Raw genomic sequence first — 20658 nt, forward strand, 5'->3', positions numbered from 1 at the left:
GAAGCGTCCGTGCCATGCGCTTCGACTCGCTGCTCGACTCGCTGGGGCACACGCCGCTCGTCGGCCTGCCCCGGCTGTCGCCGTCCCCGGACGTCCGCCTCTGGGCGAAACTCGAGGACCGCAACCCGACCGGCTCGGTGAAGGACCGTCCCGCCCTCTGGATGATCACCCAGGCGGAGAAGGACGGCCTGCTCACCCCGGGTTGCACCGTCCTCGAACCGACGTCCGGCAACACCGGCATCTCGCTCGCCATGGCCGCGCGGCTGCGCGGCTACCGGATGATCTGCGTGATGCCGGAGAACACCTCCGAGGAGCGCCGCCAGATCCTGCGGATGTGGGGCGCGGAGATCATTCCGTCCCCGGCCGCCGGGGGGTCCAACGAGGCCGTCCGCGTGGCGAAGGGTCTCGCCGCCGAGCACCCCGACTGGGTCATGCTCTACCAGTACGGCAACGAGGCCAACGCCCGCGCCCACTACGAGACGACGGGCCCGGAGATCCTGGCCGACCTGCCGTCGGTGACCCACTTCGTCGCCGGACTCGGCACCACCGGAACCCTCATGGGCGTCGGCCGCTACCTGCGCGAACGCGTCCCGGACGTCAAGATCGTCGCCGCCGAGCCCCGGTACGGCGAACTGGTCTACGGCCTGCGCAACATCGACGAGGGCTTCGTGCCCGAGCTGTACGACGAGTCCGTCCTGACCACCCGCTTCTCGGTCGGCTCGGCGGACGCCCTGCGCCGCACCCGGGAGCTGCTCGACCAGGAGGGCATCTTCGCCGGCCTGTCCACCGGCGGCGCCCTGCACGCCGCCCTGGGAATGGCCCGCAAGGCGGTCAGGGCGGGCGAGCGGGCCGACATCGCCTTCATCGTCGCCGACGGCGGCTGGAAGTACCTGTCGACGGGCGCCTACGAGGGCACGCTGGAGGAGGCCGAATCCCGCCTGGAGGGGCAACTCTGGGCCTAGACCCCGATCCGCGCATCGCCGCCGACAGCCGGACATCGGCGGCGATCCGCCCTGGTGGGGGCGGGATTCACCGACGTCGGAAGTGGAGTTCGGGCGGCCGACGCGCCGTCCGAACTCCATACTTCTGTGTGTGCGGGCGGGCTAGTCGCGACCGGCACGTCCGGGGCATCGGGCCTGGTCCGGACGGGGTGCTTCCGGGTCAAGCGGAGTGGACCGGGACGGCCGGGCGCGGGTGGTTCCCAGGGAGCGGGCGCACGGCGCGCGTCCTGGATCTGTACGCTCGTTCTCGAACGTGGTTCTAGAAGGCCCCCGGGAGGACGCGGATGAGCAGGTTCGGGGACGCGACGGCGGTGAAACGGCTCGCCGCGGACCGGTACCGGGTCGAACTGGACGAGGGCTTCGGCTTCGCCCAGGCGCTCAACGGCGGCTACCTCATGGCCGTGCTCGGCCGCGCCGCCGTCGAGGCGTCCTCGCACGCCCACCCCGTCTCCACCGCCGCGTCCTTCCTGCGCGTGGCGAAGCCGGGCCCGGCCGAGATCCTCGTGGAGCGCCGCAAGGGCGGCCGGACGACCGAGATGTCCCGCGTCACCCTCCTCCAGGACGACGCGCCCATCGTGGACGCCCTGATCACCACCGCCACCCTCGACCCGTCCACCGAGCCCGTCTGGGAGGGCCCCCACCCGGTCCCCGCCCTACCGCCGGTCGAGTCGTGCTCGAGCATGGACCACCCTCCGCAGGGCATCGGCCCGAAGAACCGGCCCTCGGACGGCGGATCCGGGGAGCGCGCCGACCGGGGTTTCGCCGACCGCGTGGACATGCGCTTCGACCCGTCCACGGTGGGCTGGCTGGACGGACGTCCCAGCGGACGCCTCGAGGGCCGCGCCTGGTTCCGCCTGCGCTGCGGCTACGAGCCGGACGCGTTCTCCCTGGCCCTCGCCGTGGACGCCCTCCCGCCCGTCGCCCTCAACGTGGACGCCAGGGGCTGGTCCCCGACCGTGGAGCTGACCTGGCACCTCCGCGCCGTCCCGGCCCCGGGCTGGCTGGCCGTCCTCGGCTCCGGCCGTCTCTCCGCGGGCGGCTGGTTCGACGAGGAGGTCGAGATCTGGGACTCCGCCGGCCGCATGGTCGCCCAGTCCCGCCAGCTCGCCCGTACCGGCCGGGCCTGACCCCGCCCAAGGGCCCCGGCTCCGCCGTGCCGGCCGGGTGAGCCTTCCCCGACCCGCCCGGGGAACGCCGGACGTGACGTGGCGAACGCTGTGATGTCGGACGCTGTGATGTCGGCCGCATGACGGCCGAGTTACGGCCGCGAGCACTTAGCCTTGGGGACCATGTCAGACGCGCCCATCGGGATCTTCGACAGCGGCTTCGGCGGGCTCACGGTGGCCCGCGCCATCCTGGACCAGTTGCCGAACGAGCCCGTCCTCTACCTCGGCGACTCGGCGCGCCAGCCGTACGGCGAGCGGTCCATCGCCGAGGTCCGGGCGTTCTCCCTGGAGATGCTCGACCGGCTGGTGGACGAGGGCGTCAAGGTGCTGGTGATCGCGTGCAACAGCGCGTCCGCGTCGGTGCTCGCCGACGCCCGTGAGCGCTACGACGTCCCGGTGGTCGAGGTGATCCGCCCGGCGGTGCGGCGCGCCGCGGCGGCCACCCGCAACGGACGCGTCGGGCTGATCGCCACCCGAGCCACGGTGACGAGCCGCGCCTACGAGGACGCGTTCGCCGCCGCCCCGCACATCGACCTCGTCAGCGCCGCGTGCCCCCGGTTCGTCCCGCTGGTGGAGGCCGGAGTGACGATGGGTGACGAGGTTCTCACCCTCGCCCGCGAGTACCTTCAGCCCATCATGGACGCGGGGTGCGACTCCCTCATCCTCGGTTGCACGCATTACCCGCTCCTGGCCGGAGTTGTCTCGTATGTCGTCGGGGACGGGGTCACACTGGTCTCAAGCGCCGACGAGACCGCCAAGGACGTGTACCGCGTGCTGCACGATCGGGGACTGGCCCGCCAGGAAGGGGCCGGACGTCCGGAGCACCGCTTCCGGGCCACCGGCGACCCCGACGTGTTCGCCACTCTGGGCCGCCGCTTCCTCGGGCCGGAGATCGGCGCGGTGCAGACCGTCCGCGCCGGCGACGCCGAGGCGGTGCGGGACGTGGCCGCGCAAGTGATCGAGGGCATGGACGCTGACATGGACGTCCTGACCTACTGAAGCCCCTGGAGGGGTACGGATTCCTCGGGAAGACACAAGGAGGAGTGAGCGTGCGGGTCACTGTGATCGGCTGCTCGGGCAGCTTTCCGGGGCCGGAGAGCCCGGCGTCCTGTTACCTGGTGGAGGCGGACGGGTTCGCCATGCTGCTGGAGCTCGGCAGCGGCGCCCTCGGCGTCCTGCAGCGGTTCCATTCGCCGTACGAGATCGACGCGGTGCTGCTCTCCCATCTGCATCCCGATCACTGCATGGACATGTGCGGCTTCTACGTGGCCCGCAACTACAACCCCGACGGCCGCTCGCCCCGCATCCCCGTCTACGGCCCCGCCGACACCGGACGGCAGATGTCCCGCGCCTACGGCCTGCCGTCCGACGACGGCATGGACGAGGCGTTCGAGTTCCGCCCGCTTCCCGGCGGCGCCTGGGAGATCGGCCCGTTCACCGTCACCGCCGTCCAGACCCCGCACCCGGTCGAGGCGTACGCCTTCCGCATCGAGGCGGGCGGACGCGTCCTCGCCTACTCCGGTGACACCGGCGAGTCCGCCGACCTGGTGGAACTCGCCCGCGGCGCCGACCTGTTCCTCTGCGAGGCGTCGTTCCTGGACGCGCCGAACCTGCCGCCCGACCTCCACCTGACCGCCCGCGAGGCCGGCGAGCACGCCACGCGCGCCGGAGCCGGACGCCTCGTCCTCACCCACCTCGTCCCCTGGAACGACGCCAACGACTCCCTGGCCGAGGCCAAGGCCAGCGGCTTCGGCGGCCCCATTGAACTCGCCCACGTCGGCGCCACCTACGACGTCTGACCCACCGCGCGCCCACACCGCCCACGGGCCTCTGCCTGCGTGTTCGGAGGGCCGGGGCGTCGCCGGGACGGCGGGAGCGGGGGCGTGCGCGGTCGGGCGAGGGCACTAGGGTGGTGGGCATGGCACGTCCTGACGACCGCGCGGCAGACCAGCTCCGAACCGTTCGCATCCAGCGCGACTGGCTCGATCACGCCGAGGGCTCGGTGCTGGTCGAGTTCGGCGCGACCCGGGTGCTCTGCGCGGCGTCAGTCCAGGACTCGGTGCCCCGCTGGCGGCGCGACAGCGGCCTCGGCTGGGTGACCGCCGAGTACGCGATGCTGCCGCGCGCCACGCACACGCGCAGCGACCGCGAGTCGGTCAAGGGACGGCTCGGCGGCCGGACGCAGGAGATCTCCCGCCTGATCGGACGGTCCATCCGGGCCTGCATCGACTTCAAGGCGCTCGGCGAGAACACCGTCCAGCTCGACTGCGACGTCCTCCAGGCGGACGGCGGCACCCGCACGGCCGCGATCACCGGCGCGTACGTCGCCCTCGCCGACGCCGTCTCGTGGATGCGCGAGCGCGGACTGCTCAAGGGCGACCCGCTGGTCACGTCCGTGGCCGCGGTCAGCGTCGGCGTGATCGACGGCGAGGCGCGGCTCGACCTCGAGTACACCGAGGACGTCCGCGCCGAGACCGACATGAACGTCGTCTGCACCGGCGACGGCCGGTTCGTCGAGGTCCAGGGCACCGCCGAGGGCGCGCCGTTCGACCGCGCCGAGCTGGACGCGCTGCTCGACCTCGCCGCGGGCGGCTGCGCCGAGCTGACCCGCCTCCAGGCCGAGGCGCTCGGCCGATGAGCCGGGTCGTCCTCGCCACCCGCAACCAGGGCAAGATCGGCGAGCTGCGCCGGATCCTCGACGGGATCGAGGTGATCGGCCTCGACGCCTACCCGGACGCCCCCGACGTCCCCGAGACCGAGCTGACCTTCGCCGGGAACGCCCTGCTCAAGGCCCGCGCGATCGCCGCGCACACCGGCCTGCCCGCCGTCTCCGACGACTCCGGCCTCTGCGTGGACGCCCTGAGCGGCATGCCCGGCGTCCTGTCCGCCCGCTGGTCCGGACGCTTCGGCGAGAAGACCGGCGACAAGGACCGCGCCAACCTCGACCTCGTCCTCGACCAGCTCGCCGACGTCCACGACGACGCCCGCGGCGCGCACTTCTTCTGCGCCGCCGCCCTCGTCGTCCCCGGCCACGCCGAGCATGTCGTGGACGGCCGCATGCACGGCACGATCCTCCGCGAGCCGCGCGGCACCGGCGGGTTCGGCTACGACCCCATCTTCCTCCCGGACGGCGAGACCCGCTCCAGCGCGGAACTCACCCCCGCCGAGAAGGACGCCATCAGCCACCGCGGCCGCGCCTTCCGCGCCCTCGCCGAGATCCTCCCGCGCGCCCTCTCCGCCTGACCCGCTCCCACGCGAGCCCCACCCGCCCGTCCCGCGCGCGGCCCTCTCGGCCTGCCCGTTTTGTCTCGCCCTGGATACCGGGCTCAACAGATTTCGGAAGAAGTCCGGACTCATGACAACCCGGCGCGGGGGAGCGGGGGTTGTAGGGGATGTAGTTCGACTTCCCCGAGGAGCAGCATGATCAACATAGCTGGCGGACGGCGTGCGACCGCGGCGATCGTCGCCGGGCTGGGCGGTGCGGGAGTGCTCGCCGCAGGGATCTGGCTGGGCACCGGCGCGGACGGCGGCTCGTCGCGGACGGCCACGGTGTCCGCGAACGAGATGGCCCGGACCGGCGCCCCCGCTCCCAAGCCGACGTCCACCGCGCGGCCGTGCCCCTCGCCCACGAGGCCCGGGCACCTTCCGCCCACGTCGCGTCCGGCACACCCCAAGCCGACGCGTCCCGGACACCACCAGCCGACGCATCCCAAGCCGACGCGTCCGGCTCCCCGGCCGGTGCCGCCCACGGCGAGCCCCTCACTCCCGGGCCAACCGGTTCCGACCAAGACCCCGACGAGCCGTCCGGTCCCGCCGACCAAGACGCCGACCAAGCACCCGGTTCCGGTGCCGCCGCCGACGTCACGTCCGGGTGGCGGACCCGTGGACTGCGTGACGCCGACGCCCGCGCCCGTCCCGCCGAAGACCGGGAAGCCGGGGAAGCCCGCGCCCGTCCCGCCGTCGGACACCCCCGGTGCTCCGGGACGCGGCGTGCCGTCGTACCGGCCGACCCCCGGCGGGCAGTAGGAGCGCGGCCCTGTCCACGTTGAGCACCCAGGAGGCCCGCGGTACGGCGGACACGTTCGAGGAGTTCGTGAACGCCACCGCGGGCCGCCTGCTGCGCACCGCCGTGTTCCTCGTCTACGACCGGCACCTGGCCGAGGACCTCCTCCAGGTCGCCTACGAACGGGTCGCCAAGCGCTGGCGGCGGCTCGCGGACGGCGATCCCGAGGCGTACGCCCGGCGCGTCCTGGTCAACCTGGCCATCGACGAGGGCAAACGCCGCTCCCGCCGCCGCGACCTGCCCGCCGGGAGCGTCGCCGACCTCGACCGCATCGCCGGACGGGACCCGCACCAGGCCCCGACCGGCGACGGCGAACTGGACGAGGCGCTGCGCGCCCTACCCGCCCAGCAGCGCGCCGTGGTCGTCCTCCGCTACTGGTGCGACCTCGGCGAACGCGAGATCGCCGACGCCCTCGGAATCAGCCGGGGCACCGTCAAGAGCCACACCGCGCGCGCCATGACGGCGCTGCGCGCGCACGTCCGGGAGGGCCGCACGCATGGATGACGAGCTCGGCGCCGCCCTGCGCGACCACTTCGGCCGCGCCGCGGACGACATCCAGCCCGACGCCGCACTGCTGCGGCGCCTCCGCGAAACGGCGTCCCCCTCACGCGACCGCGCGCCCTCTCCCCGCCGCGCCCTTTCCCTCCTCCGCCACCCCACAGCGACAGCACCTTCGCCCCACCCGTCCGGACGCGGCGTTCGGCGGCGCGCGTGGTGGGCCGGCGCCGGCGTCGCGGCGGCGGTCGTGCTCATCGCGCTGGTGTTCGTGCTGCGTCCCGGCGTGGAGGAGAAGACGCGTCCGGCCAACCGGGTCGTCCCTCCGGCGTCCACGCCCACGCAACCCGGGCCCGTGCCCAAGCCGATACCGCCCGGGAAGCCCACGTCCACACCGAAACCGTCGCTCCACCCCACGCCCGGAGCACCGACCGGCGCGGACGGCCCGCCGTCGGCGCGACCCACCCGAACGCCGTCGATGCGCCCGCCGACGGCTCAGCCGGGCGGACGACCGTCCACCGGATCCAGCGCGCCGGATATTCCGCACGGCATGACACCGAGCAGCCACCCCCGGCCCACCCCCTGACCGCTCCGGAGGACGGCGGGGTCAGACGGTGCCGAGGCGGAGGCCGGGCAGCATGTGCCAGCCGACCGTCTCCATGATGGTGCGGAGCTGGACGGGCATGCTGTCCAGGACGAGGGGACCGGCGCCGGAGCGGCGGGCGGCGACGTCGGCGAGCATGTTGAGGGCGCCGAGGTCGATGAAGCCGAGCCCGGCGAGGTCGAGGTGGATCTCCTCGCCGCTGCTCGCGGCGAGGACGGCGTTCAGCGCCTCGTCCAGGACCCCGTGCCGGGACGCGTCGAGCTCGCCGAGCAGCGACAGCCCGACCGGATCGAACGTGCGGACGATCTGCAGCACCGAGTCGGAGAACTCCGGGTTCGGCGTCACGAACGTCGAGTGGGACGCGGCGAGGGCGTGCCGCGCGTCCGCGCTCAGGCGCCGCCGGTCGATCTGGCAGATCGCCGTCACCCGGGTGCTCGGGCACACCGCGCGCTCGATGTGCCGCTCGCAGCGCAGCAGCTCGGTCAGGCCGTTCGGCAGGTCCAGCGCCCAGGTCATGTCGGCGGTGACCCGGATCGTCGTGTAGTCGCCGTCCTCCGCGCCCGCGATCTCGCCCGCGAGCGCCTCCAGCACCCTGCCCGGATCGAACCCTCCGTCCGGACGCCGCGCGCCCGCGAGCGGAATCACCGTCAGCAGGCCCGGACTCGACGGGACGCCGTTCATGCCGGGAATGTCCACATCGGCCGAACCGGCCAGATAGATCACCTTGTGGGCGGCCTCGAGCCCGTCCCGGACGAAGGAGCCGACCACATGCCGCTGCTCGTCCTCACCCGAGTACGCCAGCCACGCGTGGTCGCCGGGCCGCAGCTCACGGACCGGCCTGCGGACCGAGCTGAGGGTCTCCATAACGCCTTCCACCGCGGCCACTTCCGGATGCGTCCAGACTACGACCAGGGAGCCACGTCACGTAGCCGAACCCTCACCCTGTTTTCCCGGTATCTGACAACCGGACGACTCGGGGCCCACCACCGCGTCGTCCACCAATCACGGAGGACGCCGCCGAACCGTCCGCAGAACGGCCGGCGCCCCGCGCGTCCCGAGACTCAGCGGCTCACACGCATCCGGACGAACGTGCCGTCCCAGCCCGCCCGCACCTCGACCAGGTCGACCAGCAGCCGGACGGTCCACAACCCGAAACCGCTCTCCAGCGCCGTCTTCGGCGGGACGAACCCGGCCAGCGGGCTGAACGTGCTCCAGTAGCCGTTGTCGCCGACCTCGCAGAACAGATCCACGTCCTGCGTCCACAAGCGGACGCCGACCGGCGGGACACCGTGCCGCAACGCGTTCGCCGCGACCTCGTTCACCGCCGTGACGAGATTCTGCGCGTTCTGCCCGGACAGGCCGTGCCGATCCGCCCGGTCGCCCACCCACTGCCGCAGCTCGTGCAGGTCATGACTGGTCAGCGGCAGGTACTCCGACTCCTGCGGCATCGGGAACTCCCGGACCCGGTCGACACCAGCCGAGAACTCCTTCGGCGGCGCGAACCGGCGGCTGTCGGACTCGCCGCCGCCCTGCACCAGCCGGGGATGCGTCCGCCGAGCGTGCTCCAGGATCCGCGGCGGCAGCGTGGAGGTGTCGTACGGGCACAGCGCCGACGCCCCGGTGCCCTGGAACACCTCGTTGATCAGCGACTCGTACCGCGCCCACTCCAGCGTCTCGCGGTCGCTCCAGCCGTCCCGCCAGACCGGCTCGGCCAGCGCGTGCACATGCCGCGGAGCCTTCGCCTTCACCAGCTCCAGGTAGCTGCGCAGCGTCCGCACCGGATGCTCGTAGAACGACTCCGCGTCGACGAACATGTCGTCCAGGCAACCCGGGAAGTGGTCGCGCAGCGCCGCCAGCCGCGCCTCCTTCACCACGACCACGACCGACCGCTCGTCGTCCTCCAGGCCCTCCCGGACGAACGGCACGGCCGTCTCGAGGAAGTCGACCATGCCGTCGAACAGGAAGGCCCGGTGTTCCAGGGGTCTCGGCTCCAGGGCCGCCGTCCGTGCGAACGAGGTCATGACGAGGCCCCTCCCACCCGCGCGCCGGGCCTCAGCCGCGGCAGCCGGTTCCAGCCGACCATCGTGATGACGTTCTCCACGTCCGGACGCAGGTGGTCGAGGATCAGCTCGCCGCCCTTCGGCAGCTCGGTGGCGTGCTGGGCCAGCAGGTTCAGGCCGCCGATGTCGATGAAGTCGAGCTCCGCGACGTCCAGGTGGATGTCACCGCCGCGGCTCGCCATCGCCCGGAGCAGATGCTCCGACAGGTGCGAGTGCCGCGACGCGTCCAGCTCGCCCCGCAACTGCAGGCCGAACGGACCGTAGATCCGCCGGATCGTCAGAATGCCGTCGTCGAACTCGGCGTCCACTCGCATCAGCACCTCGTGCGACTCGCGCAGCGCGCCGAACTGCCGTGTCCCGCACCGGCGCACGTCGATCTGGCAGATGCCCATCGCCATCGTGCTCGGCGAGATCGCCTGGTCGACACGGTCCTCGCAGCTCAGCACGGTCTCGGACCCGCCCTGCCCGGTCAGCAGCCAGGTCGAGTCCATGGTCATCCGAACGGCCCGGAACCCCTCGTCGAACGCCGACTCCCGCTCACGGAACAACGTGTCGGCGAGCCTGCCCGGCTCGAACGCGCCCGTCCGGTCCAGGCACGCCTCCTGCCGCGGCAGCACGCGCAGCTGGCGCGACGACCTCAGCCGCGCCAGGTCGAACGAGCAGTGCTCCAGACCCGGCAGCCGCTCGGCCGGCTCGTCGGTGATGTAGACGACCTTCTCCTCGGTCGCCAGCGCGGCCCGCACGAAGGGCCCGACGACCCGGTCGCGCTCCTCGGCGTCGGCGTAGCCGAGCAGCCCGTGGTCGCCCGGCCGCACCTCGCTGACGGGACGTTCGTGGAACCAGGTGGTCTCCATGGCCTGCCCATCCAGGTTGTCGTGGACCCGTCCAGCGTACGCCGGGCCATCGGAATGAGAAGCCCTTTGCACAAGCTCCCTTACGCTGAGTTGACGGGCAGTTGCGCCGCCACGGCCGGGACCTGCAGCCTCAGCCGCACCGTCGTCCCGTCCCGGCCCGTCCGGATCTGGACGATCGAGCACAACAGCCGCACCGCCCACAGTCCGAACCGTCCCGCGCCGCCCACGGGCTTCGGAGGGATCAGTCCGAACCCGGTCCGCTCCGTCCAGTGCCCGTGGTCGGTCACCTCGCACACCAACTCGCCCGGCTCCAGCCACAACCGCAGCGTGATCGGCGGACGTCCGTGCCGCAGCGCGTTGGTCACCACCTCGGTCACCGCCACCAGCAGCCGCTGGAGGTCGTCCTCCGGCAGTGGCGTGCGACGCGCGAAGTCGGTCACGTACGCGCGGATCCAGTACAGGTCGGCGACCTCGATGTCCAGGTCGAGCGAGTCGTCCGGCGCGGGCGGCAGCGGCGCCGCGTCGAGCCGCGCGTTGTACGCCCACGGCTCCTGGTACCCGGGGTTCGCCAGCGTCGTCCGCCCCCGCGCCGTCTCCGGGTGCGTCTGCCGGGACGCCGCGACCACCCCGGCGGGCAGCGACCGCGAGTAGGCGCACAGCATCGCCGCCCCGGTGTCGGCGAACGCGGCGTTCGTGATCGCCTCGACCCGCTGCCACTCCAGCAGCTCCAGCCGTCCGCGCCGCGCCCACGTGGGCTCCCCGAGCACCCGCAGCCGCCGCTTCTGCCACGCCGCCGTCTCGGCGAGCGCCAGCGTGTCGGCGAGGTACCGCGCCGGATGCGCGTACCACTTGTCCGACTCGAAGAACTCCACCCCGGCCGCGTCCGCCCCGAGGGTGTCCCGCAGCAGCATGTGCATCGCCAGCGTCGTGACCGCGAGCACCCGGTCGCCGCCCTCGATGCCCTCCCGCAGGAACGGCAGCGCGCCGTCCAGCAGGTCGTCCGCGCGGTCGTACGGAAGCACGCGATGGCTGAAAGCTTGGCTCACGGTGCCCCACCCGGTCAGTGTCGGCCGCCTCCGCCCCACACACGCTCCCACGGGCGGCTTCCCCTCACCCTAGGCCCGCGAACCCCCCCAAGCCGAGCCCCCGTTTTCAAACTGTGAACGGCGGCCCGGCCGGTCGTCCGCCGTTCGTGCGCGCGGATGGAGCGTCGGAGAAGGTGGTGCGGACGGGGGGACTCGAACCCCCACGGTGTTTCCACCACCAGAACCTAAATCTGGCGCGTATACCATTTCGCCACGTCCGCGAAGTTTGGGGGAATTATCCCCCAAAGCCGGCGTACCGCCACCGACTGGAGAATTGTGACACGCCGACCACCCGCCCGGCGATCACGATTCCCGCCGGGTCGTCTCGGGACGGTCGCGGTCAGCCGGCGACGGTCACAGGGTGAGGTCGCGGCGGAGGCGGTCGACGTGGCCGGTGGCCTTCACGTTGTAGTAGGCGTTGTCGATCTTGCCTTCGGGGGAGATCACGAAGGTGGAGCGGATGACGCCGACGACGGTCTTGCCGTAGAGCTTCTTCTCGCCGTAGGCGCCGTAGGCCTTGAGGACCTCGGTGCCGGGGTCGGAGAGGAGGGGGAAGGTGAGGCCCTCCTTCTCGCGGAACTTGGCGAGCTTCTCCGGCTTGTCGGGGGAGATGCCGACGACGGTGGTGCCCGCGGCCTCGAGGTCGGCGAGGCTGCCCTGGAAGTCGACGGACTCCTTGGTGCAGCCGGGGGTCATCGCCGCAGGGTAGAAGTACAGGACGACCCGCCTGCCGCGCAGGGATTCCAGTGACACCGGCTTGCCGTCGGCGTCGGGAAGCTCGAAGGCCGGTGCGTCATCGCCTGGCTGCAACCGCTCGGACACCTGTTCCGCCTTTCCGTGGGGACGCTCGGCTACAACCTACCGGCTGGGGTGGCGCGGGCGTTTCAGGTGAGGACCTGCAAGACTGGACGGATCATGCGACTTCGCCGCCAGACACGATAGGACTAGGGCATGGCTGACAGGTCCAGCGACCCGCAGGCGCTGCAGCGGGAGATCGAGCGGTCCCGCCAGGAGCTCGCGCGCACGATCGACGAGCTCGCGGACCGGGTCAACCCGAGCAACGTCGCGCACCGGGGCGTGGAGCGGCTGAAGGAGGAGGCCGAGCAGGTCCGCCGGACGGTGGACACGGCGATCCGGGTGCCGGACGAGAACGGGGAGCCCGGGCCGATCAACCCCAGGATCGTCATGGCCGGGGTCGGTGTGGTGGTCGGGCTGACGGTGCTCGGGATGATGCGGCGGCGGGCCAGGCGCCGACGCTGAGTTCTCCGGTTTTCGCGTGGAAGCCGGGTCGTCCCCGAGGGGACGGCCCGGCTTCTTTGTCGCCGGGTCACCTCAGGGTGGGTTCGGCGCGGGTGACCGAGTCGGGGCCGCGGCCGATTTCGGCCTCGGGGATGTGGGGGACGACGAAGGCGTACTGCTCCAGGTCGGCGGCGGGGACCTCGCCGGACTCGCCGAACGCGGCGATCTCGCCCCAGCAGGGCGCGCCGAGCGAGCCGGACCGGTGCCGGACGGACAGTCCCGCGACCAGGTTGGCGAAGCGGAGGCGCTGTTCGAGCGGCCACCGCTTGAGGGTGGCGAAGACGAATCCGGCGGCGAACACGTCGCCCGCGCCGGTCGGGTCGAGGGCGCGGACGGGCAGCGCGGACGCGGCGGCGCGTTCGTCGCCGGACGCGGCGATCGCGCCTCGCGGACCGAGTTTCACCACGACCGTCCCGACGCGTCCGGCGAGGGCGTCGAGCGCGTCCTCGGGGGTGGACGTGCGGGTGTAGGCCATGGCCTCGACGGCGTTGGGGAGGAAGACGTCCACGTCGTCCAGGCGGTCGAGGACGTGGCTGGACCAGGTCTCGGTGGGGTCCCAGCCGAGGTCGGCGAAGACCAGGGAGCCGTTCGCGCGGGCGTCGAGGGCCCAGCCCGGCACCGGGCGGTCGATGTCGACGAAGCAGGTGCGGGCGGCGGGCGGCTCGGCGACGAGGGAGTCGGCGGGCAGGTCGAGCGGGCGGGTGTAGGTGACCATGCTGCGGTCGTCGTCGGTGGCGAGCGACACGGTGACCGGAGTGGGCCAGCCGGGGACGCGCAGCGAGGACGACAGGTCGACGGACTCCTGGTCGGCGAGCGTCCGCCACAGGTAGGAGCCGAACATGTCGTCGCCGAACGCGGCGGCCAGGCCGGTGCGCAGGCCGAGCCGGCTCATCGCGACGGCGATGTTGGCGATGCCGCCGGGCGCGGATCCGAGGCCGTCGGTGACCAGTTCGGTGCCGGGCGGCGGGAGTCCGGGCAGGCCGGTGAAGATCATGTCCATGAAGACCCGGCCGGTCAGGAAGACGTCCAGGTCTCCGCCGCCGGTTCCGACGCCGGGGCCGCGTTCGCCGCAGGGGTCGGGGGCCGCCGGGGCGGGGACCCGCCGGTCCGCGTTCGCCGGAGGGTGGCGGAGCGCGGCGCGGAGGGGCGCGTCGGCGGGGGTTCCGGGGGTGGTCATGCCAGGTCCGGGGCGGTGCTGTGGAAGCGGGCGAGGACGGAGGCGGTGACCCGCTGGATCTGCGGGGACAGGTCGAGGGCCTCGGGTTCGGCGGCGGAGTCGGAGGCCGCGGCGGCGAGGCCGCGGGGCCCTTCGGCGAGCATCCAGGCGTGGTCGTCGCGGCCGTTCAGGCCCTCGTCGGAGAGCTCGATCAGGTCGGTGAGGGAGGCGCCGAGGGCGGTGGCGTAGCGGCGGGCGCGCTCGACGGCGGCGTGCGCGGCCTGTTCGGCGGCACGCGCGTGGACGGGAGAGTCATGGCGGAGCGCCCAGTTCGGGCCGTCCACGGTGGTGCGTTCCAGGTCGGCGAGGCGGGTGATGAGCTCGCCGAGGACGGTGAAGTCGGCGACGGTCACCTTCGTCCGGACGGTGCCCTGGTAGGCGCGGATGTCGCCCTCGCGCCGCCGGTACTTCACCAGGGGCGTGATGTAGAGGTCGCCGGTCTCGGCCCGTTCGACCGCCGTGCCGTAGGAGGCGAGCAGGTCGAGGCAGCGCCGGTTGGCCGCGGTGAGCCTGTCCAGCGCCGTCCGGCGGTCGGGCTCCTGGACCTGCACGTTGACGGACAGGCGGGCGATCTCCGGCGGTGCCTCGAGCACCGCCTCGCCGCGCACGCTGATCACCGGAGCGTGGCTCATACCGGCCAACTTAACCGGTACAGCAGCGTCCGGGCGTGTGTCTCGCGTTACAAGACCGTGCTGGTCGCGGGGGGTGACGGCCTGTGCGCGGTCAGAGGAAGGTCTTGCCCTCGCCTCGGTAGGTCGGGACGGTCCGGACGACGTGGTCGCCGTCGACGAGGTGCAGTTCGGCGAAGCGTTCGCACAGCTCGCCGGCCTTGGTGTGGCGGAACCAGACCCGGTCGCCGATGGAGAGCAGGTCGGCGGCCTCGCCGTGCAGCGGCGTCTGGACCTCGCCCGCGCCCTCCAGGGAGTTGTAGGAGAGCCCGGTCGGCAGGTAGGGGCGGGGGAGCCGCAGGTCGTCGGCGGTTCCGGAGGCGAGGTAGCCGCCGCCGAGGCAGGTGACGACGCCCGGTCCGGGGCGGCGTACCACGGGCAGCGCGAACAGCGCGGCGGGACGTCCCTGGAAGTTGGAGTAGTAGTCGAACAGGTGCGGCTGGTAGAGGCCGGATCCCGCGGCGACCTCGGTGACGGCCTTCTCCCGGACGGTGGCCTCGACGCTGCCCGTCCCGCCGCCGTTGACGAACTCCAGGTCGGTCAGCCCGCGGACGGCCCGGACGATCGCGGCGCGGCGGCGGGCCAGTTCCAGCCGGGACCGCTTCTGCATCGCCCTGACCACGCGGGACCTGGCTGCCTGTCCGGGGACCTGGTCGCCGACGCCCGCGATCTGGCCCTCGTAGGCCATCAGTCCGACCAGGCTCAGTCCGGGGCGCTTGAGGACGGTCTCGGCGAAGTCGCGGACCTGGTCGGGGGTGTGCAGCGGGGAGCGGCGCGGGCCGATCTGGAGCATGCCGTGCAGCAGCCGGTAGGACGCGTCGACGTCGACGCAGACGCGGATCCGGCGTCCGGCGGAGTGGGTCTCGATGAGGTCGAGGTGCTCGGCGCAGTCGACCATGAGCGTGATCACCGAGGCGGCGTGCTCGTCGGCGGCGAGCTCGCGCAGCGCGGCCCGGTCCGTGGTCGGGTAGGCGACCAGGATGTCGTCGCTGACGCCCTCGCGGGCGAGCCAGAGCGCCTCGGGGAGGGTGAACGCCATGATCCCGGCGAACCCGTCCATGGCGAGGACCTCGTCCAGGATCGCCCGGCAGCGCACCGACTTGCTGGCGACGCGGATCGGCTTGCCGGCCGCCCGGCGGACCAGGTCCTCCGCGTTGGCGCGCAGCGCGGCCAGGTCGACGATCGCGAAGGGGGCGTCGAGATGGGCCGTGGCGGCGTCGTAGCGGTCCCGGAGGTTCATGACCCCACATTGCCACAAAACGGTCAAATATGAAACCGCTTCATGTATTCATGATCATCATCAGTATTTCATGATCGTCCGTGCGCCGCGAAGAAGTCCCACAACATCGGGGAGACGCCCTTCGGCCAGGCGTGCCCGCCGCCGACCACCCTGCACAGGGCGAGTGACACGTCGTCCTTCGCGGCGGACGAGCAGTCGAGGTTCCCGCTCTGCGCGGCGAGCCTCGTCGGCCTGGGTTTCGGGACGTCGTCGTGCTTCCGCCAGAAGTCCATCGCGTACGAAACGGGAGGATACGGCCGGTCGTCGTTGATGTCGCGCCTGCCGCCGCCGTCGAACGGGACGTTGCGGTCGGCCGTCCCGTGGACGACGATCGCCGACACCGGACGGGACGGGTCGCACTTGGTGACCAGCGCGCCCTCCACGACCCCGATCGCGGCGACCTTGCCCGCCGCCTCGCAGCCCATCCGGTAGGCCATGCCCGCGCCGTTGGAGAACCCGGTCACGAACACCCGCCTCGGGTCGCTCAGCCCGGACGAGTTCAGCCGGTCGATCAGCTTCGTCAGGAACCCGACGTCGTCGATGTTCCCGATCTTCGCCGGGCCGCAGCAGTCGCCCGCGTTCCACGACAGCAGGAAACCGTCCGGGTAGGCGACGAGGAACCCCTTCTCGTCGGCGATCGGGTCGAAGCCGGACAGCGACTCCATCGCCGACATGTTCGCGGCCCCGCCGTGCAGGGCGATGACCAGCGGCAACGGCTCGGACGGCCTGCCGTTCCCCCACTTGCGGTCGGCGAGGCCGGGCGGGACGTGGAGGAGGAACTCGCGGTGGCCGGGCGTCCCGACGTCCAGTTTGTGCTTGGTCGTGCCGGACGCGGTGGGGAAGCCGTCCACCTCGCGCGGCACGGTCGTGTTCGCCTTGCCACCGCTGCCGCGGGGCTTGCCGGAGCCCGCGCCCTGCCCGGGATCACCCGAGCATCCGGCCAGCGAGGTGGCCGCGACGAGCAGGGCGGCGAGGACGGTCAGCACATTCCGGCGCATACGGCCGAACCTAACCGCCTCGCCGCCCACGAAACCACCACCCCGATGGCACGATGCGTGAAGAGGTCAGGCGGCGAAGACCTGGACGTGTTCGGGCGCGACACGGACGAGGACCTTCTGGCCCTCGTCGAGGGACGCGGCGGCGCGGGACGGGACGTCCGCGAACACGGTCGTCCCCTCGTGGGTCGCGTACACCCTGGTCACGGCGCCGAGGAAGACCTTGACGTCCACGGTCGCGGGGAGGCCGAGGCCGCCCGCGCCGATCTCGACGTCCTCGGGACGGAACAGGCAGAGCGCCCGGTCCCCGGAGGGCGCCTCGACGTCGAAAGCGGCACCCCAGGCCACGCGTCCGTCCGTCACGGGGAGTTCGAGGGTGTTGCGGTTGCCGACGAACCCGGCCGCGAAGCGGGTGGACGGCGCGGCGTACACCTCGGGCGGGGTGGCGCACTGCTCGATCCGGCCCGCGTTCATCACCGCGACCCGGTCGGAGATGGCGAGCGCCTCCGACTGGTCGTGGGTGACGAAGACGGTGGTGATGCCGACCTGGTGCTGGATGCGCCTGACCTCGTCCCGGAGACGCGTCCTGACCTGGGCGTTCAGGGCGGAGAGGGGTTCGTCCAGCAGGAGCACCTCCGGGCCCGGGGCGAGCGCGCGGGCCAGCGCGACGCGCTGCCGCTGACCGCCGGAGAGCTGGTTCGGCAGCTTGTGCCCGTGCTCCTCCAGGCCGACGAGCGCGAGCAGTTCCTCGACGCGTTTCGTGGTGTCCTTGCGGTCGTGCCGCCGGACGGTCAGTGGGAACGCCACGTTCTTCGCCGCCGACAGGTTCGGGAACAGCGCGTACGACTGGAACACCATCCCGATCGGACGCTTGCGGGCGGGCATGCGCGTGACGTCCCCGCCGCCGATGGAGATCGTCCCGGCGTCGGCGTCGTTCAGCCCGGCGATGCAGCGCAGCAGCGTGGTCTTGCCGCAGCCGGACGGTCCGAGCAGCGCGAGCATCTCGCCCTTGGCGACCGACACGTCCACCGCGTCCAGCACATCCGCGACCCCCGCACCGAACGCCTCCTCGGCCTCTCGGACGAACTGGGCATCTCCGGCCGCTACGTCGCCATCGCCCGCGCCATGGAGGACGCCACCGAGGACGTCTTCGGCCGGCGCGTGTGGCTCAACGGGCCCGGGTCCATGGGCTGCGTCGGCCTCGACCTGGGCTACGAGCCCTTGCAGCTCAAGGCCATGTTCATCGTCTGCCGCTCGCTGTCGCTGTGCGCGCACTCCATCGAGGAGGCCACGCGGGAGAAGGGCTGGCACGCGTCCGCCAACAGCGACATGATCCAGCCGCTCTCCCTCGAGATGCAGGGCCCCGACCACTACGACGGCCCCGCCGACCGCCACCTCTGACGCTGCCGGTGTCCCTGGGCGCGGTGCCGTGTGTTTCATACGCGCCGCGCCTTGGACGCTGAGTTGTCCACAGTTCCGGCGTTACGTTGTGATCACTCGCCGTGCTCCCGGATGATCGTCATGTCAGCACTCCGTGACGAAGGGAACACGTCATGCATCTCGCTCAGATCTGGCCGCTCATCGCGGCCGCCGTCGCCATCATCGGCGTCAACTTCCGCCAGATCACCCTCATCCGTTCCGGGCTCACCACACGCATCGACGGTGTCAACAGCGAACTCAACGCCAAGATCGACGGCTTCCACAGCGAACTCAACGCCAAGGTGGACGGCTTCCACAGTGAACTGAACGCCAAGGTGGACGGGTTCCACAGCGAGCTGAACGCCCAGATCGACGGTGTCCGCACAGAGATCAGCGGTGCTCGCACGGAACTCGATGCCAAGATCGACGGCACCAACGCGCGTGTCGAGGGTCTGCGTGCCGAGATGGGCGCCAGGTTCGACGGCCTCCGCAACGAGCTCGTGGCGACGATGCAACCCATGGCCCGGCTTCTCGAACGCCTCGACCAGGACTCCCGCGACCACCTCAAGACCCACCACGGCCCCGGTTAGCCGCGTGATCTCGGTTCACCGTGGTTCAGGGTTCGAGGTGGTTCTGGGATCGCGGTGGTTCAGGATTCGGAGTCGTCGCCTTTCAGGGCGCGGATGAACCACTCGCCGGAGCCGGTCTCGATGGCCTGGTGGGCCACGCGTCTGGCCGACTCGGTCCGGAGTTGGGCGAGTGAGCTCTCGATCCACGGGTGGACGATCCGGTTGCCCTGGTCGCGGTACTCGACGGCTTGGATCAGGCATTCGAGCTTGTCGGCGTCACGGGCGCAGAGCGCCTCGACGCTCTCCTTGCCCTCGTACTCGGCGACGACTCCGGTGATCAGTCGGGTGACCGTGTCCGGGAGGCCGTGCGTCTGCTGCTCGGTGACGTCCTCGTTGGACGCCGTGGTGACGTGGGGCTTGGCCAGGTACGGGAGGTCGGTGAGGCGCGTCTCCTGGGTGTCGTGGAAGAGGCTGAGCAGCGCGGCACGCTCCGGGTCGGCTCCCTCCATGGCGGCCAGCACGCTGGCGATGACGGCCGCCCGGTGCGAGTGGTCGGCGATGCTCTCGGGGTTCGAAACCCCGGCCACCAGCCAGCCCGTCCGCTTGTAGCGCTTCATGAGGCCGACCTCGAACAGGAAGTCCGTGAGCCGCTCGGTCTCGTCCGCCATCCCCACCCCTTTGTGCCGTGCTGCTTGCCTATCAAGAACGTAGATGGTGCGCGGCGACCGACGGCAAGCGCCGCTTCGCGAGCCTGAGCAGGCGACCGGCGAGCAGGCGACGATGGCGCGCGGTGACCAAGGGGCAAGCGCCGCTTCGCGAGGCCGAGGAGGCGATCGGCGAGGAGTCGACCGGCGAGGAGGTCGCTGGGTTCATCGCGGAGCGTCGCCGGTGTGCGGAGCGTCGCCGGTGTGACGCGACCGTCTTCCTGAAGCCCGCCGCCGACGGACAGGACGATTCCGGCCGTACAGGGGGCCGGGGGGAGGCCAACTATCGGATTCGTTTGAGGAGGGTGGTGCCTTCGCGGGTGAGCCAGGTATCGAAGGTCATGAGTGTGGGGTGGAGTTCCCGCAGGGCCGGGATGTCGGCCTGCCAGCCGCCTCGGTTGTTGGCGAACTCGTATCCGGCCCGGGCGTCGGGGTCTGCGGTCGTGAGGTCTTCGAGGGGGATGGCGTTGTAGGTGACCGGGCTGCCGGTCGCGCGGGTGATGGCGTCGACGATCTGGAGGAAGGTGAGTTCGTCTCCGGCGATCTCGAGGGCTTGTCCGAGGTGGTGCTGGCGGTGGGTGAACGCGAGTGCCGCGAAGGCGCCGATGTCGGTCGCCGCTATGAGCTGGACGGGCACGTCCGGCTTGATGACATCGGTCAGGACGCCGTTGCGCACCCCGGTGACCGGGTTCGCCTGGTTCTCCATGAACCGGACGGGACGCAGGAACGTCCAGGGCATGTCGAGCGCGCGGATGTGATCCTCGATCTGGCCCTTGCTCTCCCAGCGCCGGATTCCCGGGGAGCGGTCGACACCGCCGACCGAGGCGTAGACGAGATGGGCGACCTCGGCGTCCTTGGCGGCGTCGGCGACCTTCAGGCCCATCCGGATCTCGTCGGCCACGGTGAAGCCGGGCGGGGTGCCGGGGTATCCGGCGGTGGGCTGGACGCTGAAGACGCCGTGGACGCCACGCATCGCCGCGTCCAGTGAGGCGCGGTCGTCCATGTCGCCGGTCGCCAGTTCGGCCCCGGCCTCGGCGAGCGCCCGCGCCGCCGTGGAGGAGGCGTCGCGGACGAGCGCTCGCACACGCCATCCCGCGCGGAGCAGATGCCGGGCGGTGGCTCCGCCCTGGAGCCCGGTGGCCCCGGTGACCAGCACGGTCGGTTCAGCGGACATGAGTGCC

Annotated in this window: 24 protein-coding genes and 1 tRNA gene; 12 read left to right on the forward strand and 13 right to left on the reverse strand. The window is 72.0% G+C overall.

All coding sequences use genetic code 11. From position 1 onward, the window contains the following. Positions 1 to 14 precede the first annotated feature (14 nt). The 9 genes from P696_RS0134570 to P696_RS0134610 all read left to right on the forward strand — a co-directional run bounded on the left by P696_RS0134570 (position 15) and on the right by P696_RS0134610 (position 7311). Positions 15 to 962 (forward strand): PLP-dependent cysteine synthase family protein, encoded by a 948-nt coding sequence (locus P696_RS0134570; protein ID WP_026415908.1) that lies wholly within the window; start codon positions 15 to 17, stop codon positions 960 to 962. A 323-nt stretch (positions 963 to 1285) separates the two neighbouring features. Beyond that, on the forward strand, positions 1286 to 2128 hold the full coding sequence (locus tag P696_RS0134575; protein WP_026415909.1) for a thioesterase family protein: 843 nt from the start codon (positions 1286 to 1288) through the stop codon (positions 2126 to 2128). Between the two features lie 162 nt (positions 2129 to 2290). After that, a complete protein-coding gene (murI, locus tag P696_RS50045) occupies positions 2291 to 3166 on the forward strand; it encodes a glutamate racemase (protein ID WP_084338756.1) in 876 nt (291 codons plus the stop codon). Positions 3167 to 3216: 50 nt separating this feature from the next. Beyond that, positions 3217 to 3966, forward strand: a complete 750-nt coding sequence (locus P696_RS0134585; RefSeq protein WP_026415910.1) for an MBL fold metallo-hydrolase — start codon at positions 3217 to 3219, stop codon at positions 3964 to 3966. A gap of 119 nt (positions 3967 to 4085) precedes the next feature. Continuing rightward, positions 4086 to 4805 (forward strand): ribonuclease PH, encoded by a 720-nt coding sequence (gene rph / locus P696_RS0134590; protein ID WP_026415911.1) that lies wholly within the window; start codon positions 4086 to 4088, stop codon positions 4803 to 4805. Further along, positions 4802 to 5410: an RdgB/HAM1 family non-canonical purine NTP pyrophosphatase gene (rdgB, locus tag P696_RS0134595; protein WP_026415912.1), complete on the forward strand. Its 609-nt coding sequence runs from the start codon at positions 4802 to 4804 to the stop codon at positions 5408 to 5410. Before rph ends, rdgB begins: the two co-directional genes overlap by 4 nt. Positions 5411 to 5587: 177 nt before the next feature. Beyond that, positions 5588 to 6193 carry a hypothetical protein gene (locus P696_RS0134600; protein WP_026415913.1) on the forward strand — a complete coding sequence of 202 codons (606 nt, stop codon included), beginning with the start codon at positions 5588 to 5590 and terminating at the stop codon, positions 6191 to 6193. Between the two features lie 19 nt (positions 6194 to 6212). Continuing rightward, complete coding sequence (locus P696_RS0134605; protein WP_026415914.1) at positions 6213 to 6734, forward strand: SigE family RNA polymerase sigma factor; 522 nt, start codon at positions 6213 to 6215, stop codon at positions 6732 to 6734. Continuing rightward, the gene (locus tag P696_RS0134610; RefSeq protein ID WP_026415915.1) at positions 6727 to 7311 is read left to right on the forward strand and encodes a hypothetical protein; all 585 of its coding nucleotides are present in this window, start codon (positions 6727 to 6729) and stop codon (positions 7309 to 7311) included. Before P696_RS0134605 ends, P696_RS0134610 begins: the two co-directional genes overlap by 8 nt. A 21-nt stretch (positions 7312 to 7332) precedes the next feature. Here P696_RS0134610 and P696_RS0134615 read toward each other — a convergent pair whose 3' ends face one another. The 6 genes from P696_RS0134615 to bcp all read right to left on the reverse strand — a co-directional run bounded on the left by P696_RS0134615 (position 7333) and on the right by bcp (position 12150). Continuing rightward, positions 7333 to 8193, reverse strand: a complete 861-nt coding sequence (locus P696_RS0134615; protein ID WP_026415916.1) for an MEDS domain-containing protein — start codon at positions 8191 to 8193, stop codon at positions 7333 to 7335. Positions 8194 to 8390: 197 nt separating this feature from the next. Next, positions 8391 to 9350, reverse strand: coding sequence for an anti-sigma factor RsbA family regulatory protein (locus P696_RS0134620; RefSeq protein WP_034488335.1), 960 nt, complete (start codon positions 9348 to 9350; stop codon positions 8391 to 8393). Continuing rightward, positions 9347 to 10243, reverse strand: a complete 897-nt coding sequence (locus P696_RS53260) for an MEDS domain-containing protein (protein ID WP_051468505.1) — start codon at positions 10241 to 10243, stop codon at positions 9347 to 9349. Before P696_RS53260 ends, P696_RS0134620 begins: the two co-directional genes overlap by 4 nt. A gap of 80 nt (positions 10244 to 10323) precedes the next feature. After that, entirely contained in the window at positions 10324 to 11289 is a 966-nt protein-coding gene (locus tag P696_RS0134630) for a sensor histidine kinase (protein WP_026415919.1), read from the reverse strand. 174 nt (positions 11290 to 11463) lie between these two features. Continuing rightward, positions 11464 to 11549: transfer RNA gene (locus P696_RS0134635), tRNA-Leu, on the reverse strand. A gap of 133 nt (positions 11550 to 11682) precedes the next feature. Then, positions 11683 to 12150, reverse strand: a complete 468-nt coding sequence (gene bcp / locus P696_RS0134640) for a thioredoxin-dependent thiol peroxidase (protein WP_026415920.1) — start codon at positions 12148 to 12150, stop codon at positions 11683 to 11685. 129 nt (positions 12151 to 12279) lie between these two features. Here bcp and P696_RS0134645 point away from each other — a divergent pair, with 129 nt between their 5' ends. Then, positions 12280 to 12588: a DUF3618 domain-containing protein gene (locus P696_RS0134645; RefSeq protein WP_026415921.1), complete on the forward strand. Its 309-nt coding sequence runs from the start codon at positions 12280 to 12282 to the stop codon at positions 12586 to 12588. Between the two features lie 67 nt (positions 12589 to 12655). On the opposite strand, the gene P696_RS50055 is transcribed toward P696_RS0134645, so the two are convergent. From P696_RS50055 to P696_RS50060, 5 genes are all read right to left on the reverse strand, one after another. Next, on the reverse strand, positions 12656 to 13804 hold the full coding sequence (locus tag P696_RS50055; RefSeq protein ID WP_084338630.1) for a carbohydrate kinase family protein: 1149 nt from the start codon (positions 13802 to 13804) through the stop codon (positions 12656 to 12658). After that, positions 13801 to 14475, reverse strand: a complete 675-nt coding sequence (locus tag P696_RS0134655; RefSeq protein WP_051468506.1) for an SIMPL domain-containing protein — start codon at positions 14473 to 14475, stop codon at positions 13801 to 13803. The genes P696_RS50055 and P696_RS0134655 overlap by 4 nt, the downstream gene beginning before the upstream one ends. Positions 14476 to 14566: 91 nt before the next feature. Then, positions 14567 to 15751, reverse strand: coding sequence for an amino acid deaminase/aldolase (locus P696_RS0134660; RefSeq protein ID WP_026415923.1), 1185 nt, complete (start codon positions 15749 to 15751; stop codon positions 14567 to 14569). A gap of 68 nt (positions 15752 to 15819) precedes the next feature. Beyond that, positions 15820 to 16788 carry a CE1 family esterase gene (locus P696_RS0134665; RefSeq protein ID WP_026415924.1) on the reverse strand — a complete coding sequence of 323 codons (969 nt, stop codon included), beginning with the start codon at positions 16786 to 16788 and terminating at the stop codon, positions 15820 to 15822. Between the two features lie 66 nt (positions 16789 to 16854). After that, the gene (locus tag P696_RS50060) at positions 16855 to 17826 is read right to left on the reverse strand and encodes an ABC transporter ATP-binding protein (protein ID WP_051468507.1); all 972 of its coding nucleotides are present in this window, start codon (positions 17824 to 17826) and stop codon (positions 16855 to 16857) included. A gap of 84 nt (positions 17827 to 17910) precedes the next feature. Between P696_RS50060 and P696_RS58505 the strand changes: the two genes are divergently transcribed. Together P696_RS58505 and P696_RS0134675 are read left to right on the forward strand one after the other, a co-directional pair. Further along, positions 17911 to 18186, forward strand: a complete 276-nt coding sequence (locus P696_RS58505) for a hypothetical protein (RefSeq protein ID WP_245627928.1) — start codon at positions 17911 to 17913, stop codon at positions 18184 to 18186. A gap of 152 nt (positions 18187 to 18338) precedes the next feature. Continuing rightward, positions 18339 to 18794, forward strand: coding sequence for a hypothetical protein (locus tag P696_RS0134675; RefSeq protein WP_026415925.1), 456 nt, complete (start codon positions 18339 to 18341; stop codon positions 18792 to 18794). A 59-nt stretch (positions 18795 to 18853) separates the two neighbouring features. Here P696_RS0134675 and P696_RS0134680 read toward each other — a convergent pair whose 3' ends face one another. Continuing rightward, positions 18854 to 19441 carry an HD domain-containing protein gene (locus tag P696_RS0134680; protein WP_026415926.1) on the reverse strand — a complete coding sequence of 196 codons (588 nt, stop codon included), beginning with the start codon at positions 19439 to 19441 and terminating at the stop codon, positions 18854 to 18856. Positions 19442 to 19760: 319 nt separating this feature from the next. Then, complete coding sequence (locus tag P696_RS0134685; RefSeq protein WP_211245919.1) at positions 19761 to 20651, reverse strand: NmrA/HSCARG family protein; 891 nt, start codon at positions 20649 to 20651, stop codon at positions 19761 to 19763. Between the last annotated feature and the right edge of the window lie 7 nt (positions 20652 to 20658).

The sequence above is a fragment of the Actinomadura oligospora ATCC 43269 genome (assembly GCF_000518265.1).
Classification (GTDB): domain Bacteria; phylum Actinomycetota; class Actinomycetes; order Streptosporangiales; family Streptosporangiaceae; genus Spirillospora; species Spirillospora oligospora.

What these genes read in the sequence shown, in the direction of transcription:
- murI (WP_084338756.1), top strand. Translation starts at nt 2,291, where the DNA reads ATGTCAGACGCGCCCATCGGGATCTTCGACAGCGGCTTCGGCGGGCTC.
- P696_RS0134660 (WP_026415923.1), bottom strand. Translation starts at nt 15,751, where the DNA reads ATGAACCTCCGGGACCGCTACGACGCCGCCACGGCCCATCTCGACGCC.
- P696_RS0134620 (WP_034488335.1), bottom strand. Translation starts at nt 9,350, where the DNA reads ATGACCTCGTTCGCACGGACGGCGGCCCTGGAGCCGAGACCCCTGGAA.
- rph (WP_026415911.1), top strand. Translation starts at nt 4,086, where the DNA reads ATGGCACGTCCTGACGACCGCGCGGCAGACCAGCTCCGAACCGTTCGC.
- P696_RS0134600 (WP_026415913.1), top strand. Translation starts at nt 5,588, where the DNA reads ATGATCAACATAGCTGGCGGACGGCGTGCGACCGCGGCGATCGTCGCC.
- P696_RS58505 (WP_245627928.1), top strand. Translation starts at nt 17,911, where the DNA reads ATGGAGGACGCCACCGAGGACGTCTTCGGCCGGCGCGTGTGGCTCAAC.
- P696_RS0134570 (WP_026415908.1), top strand. Translation starts at nt 15, where the DNA reads ATGCGCTTCGACTCGCTGCTCGACTCGCTGGGGCACACGCCGCTCGTC.
- P696_RS0134575 (WP_026415909.1), top strand. Translation starts at nt 1,286, where the DNA reads ATGAGCAGGTTCGGGGACGCGACGGCGGTGAAACGGCTCGCCGCGGAC.
- rdgB (WP_026415912.1), top strand. Translation starts at nt 4,802, where the DNA reads ATGAGCCGGGTCGTCCTCGCCACCCGCAACCAGGGCAAGATCGGCGAG.
- P696_RS50055 (WP_084338630.1), bottom strand. Translation starts at nt 13,804, where the DNA reads ATGACCACCCCCGGAACCCCCGCCGACGCGCCCCTCCGCGCCGCGCTC.
- P696_RS0134645 (WP_026415921.1), top strand. Translation starts at nt 12,280, where the DNA reads ATGGCTGACAGGTCCAGCGACCCGCAGGCGCTGCAGCGGGAGATCGAG.
- P696_RS0134655 (WP_051468506.1), bottom strand. Translation starts at nt 14,475, where the DNA reads ATGAGCCACGCTCCGGTGATCAGCGTGCGCGGCGAGGCGGTGCTCGAG.
- P696_RS53260 (WP_051468505.1), bottom strand. Translation starts at nt 10,243, where the DNA reads ATGGAGACCACCTGGTTCCACGAACGTCCCGTCAGCGAGGTGCGGCCG.
- P696_RS0134615 (WP_026415916.1), bottom strand. Translation starts at nt 8,193, where the DNA reads ATGGAGACCCTCAGCTCGGTCCGCAGGCCGGTCCGTGAGCTGCGGCCC.
- P696_RS0134665 (WP_026415924.1), bottom strand. Translation starts at nt 16,788, where the DNA reads ATGCGCCGGAATGTGCTGACCGTCCTCGCCGCCCTGCTCGTCGCGGCC.
- P696_RS0134685 (WP_211245919.1), bottom strand. Translation starts at nt 20,651, where the DNA reads ATGTCCGCTGAACCGACCGTGCTGGTCACCGGGGCCACCGGGCTCCAG.
- P696_RS0134610 (WP_026415915.1), top strand. Translation starts at nt 6,727, where the DNA reads ATGGATGACGAGCTCGGCGCCGCCCTGCGCGACCACTTCGGCCGCGCC.
- P696_RS0134675 (WP_026415925.1), top strand. Translation starts at nt 18,339, where the DNA reads ATGCATCTCGCTCAGATCTGGCCGCTCATCGCGGCCGCCGTCGCCATC.
- P696_RS0134680 (WP_026415926.1), bottom strand. Translation starts at nt 19,441, where the DNA reads ATGGCGGACGAGACCGAGCGGCTCACGGACTTCCTGTTCGAGGTCGGC.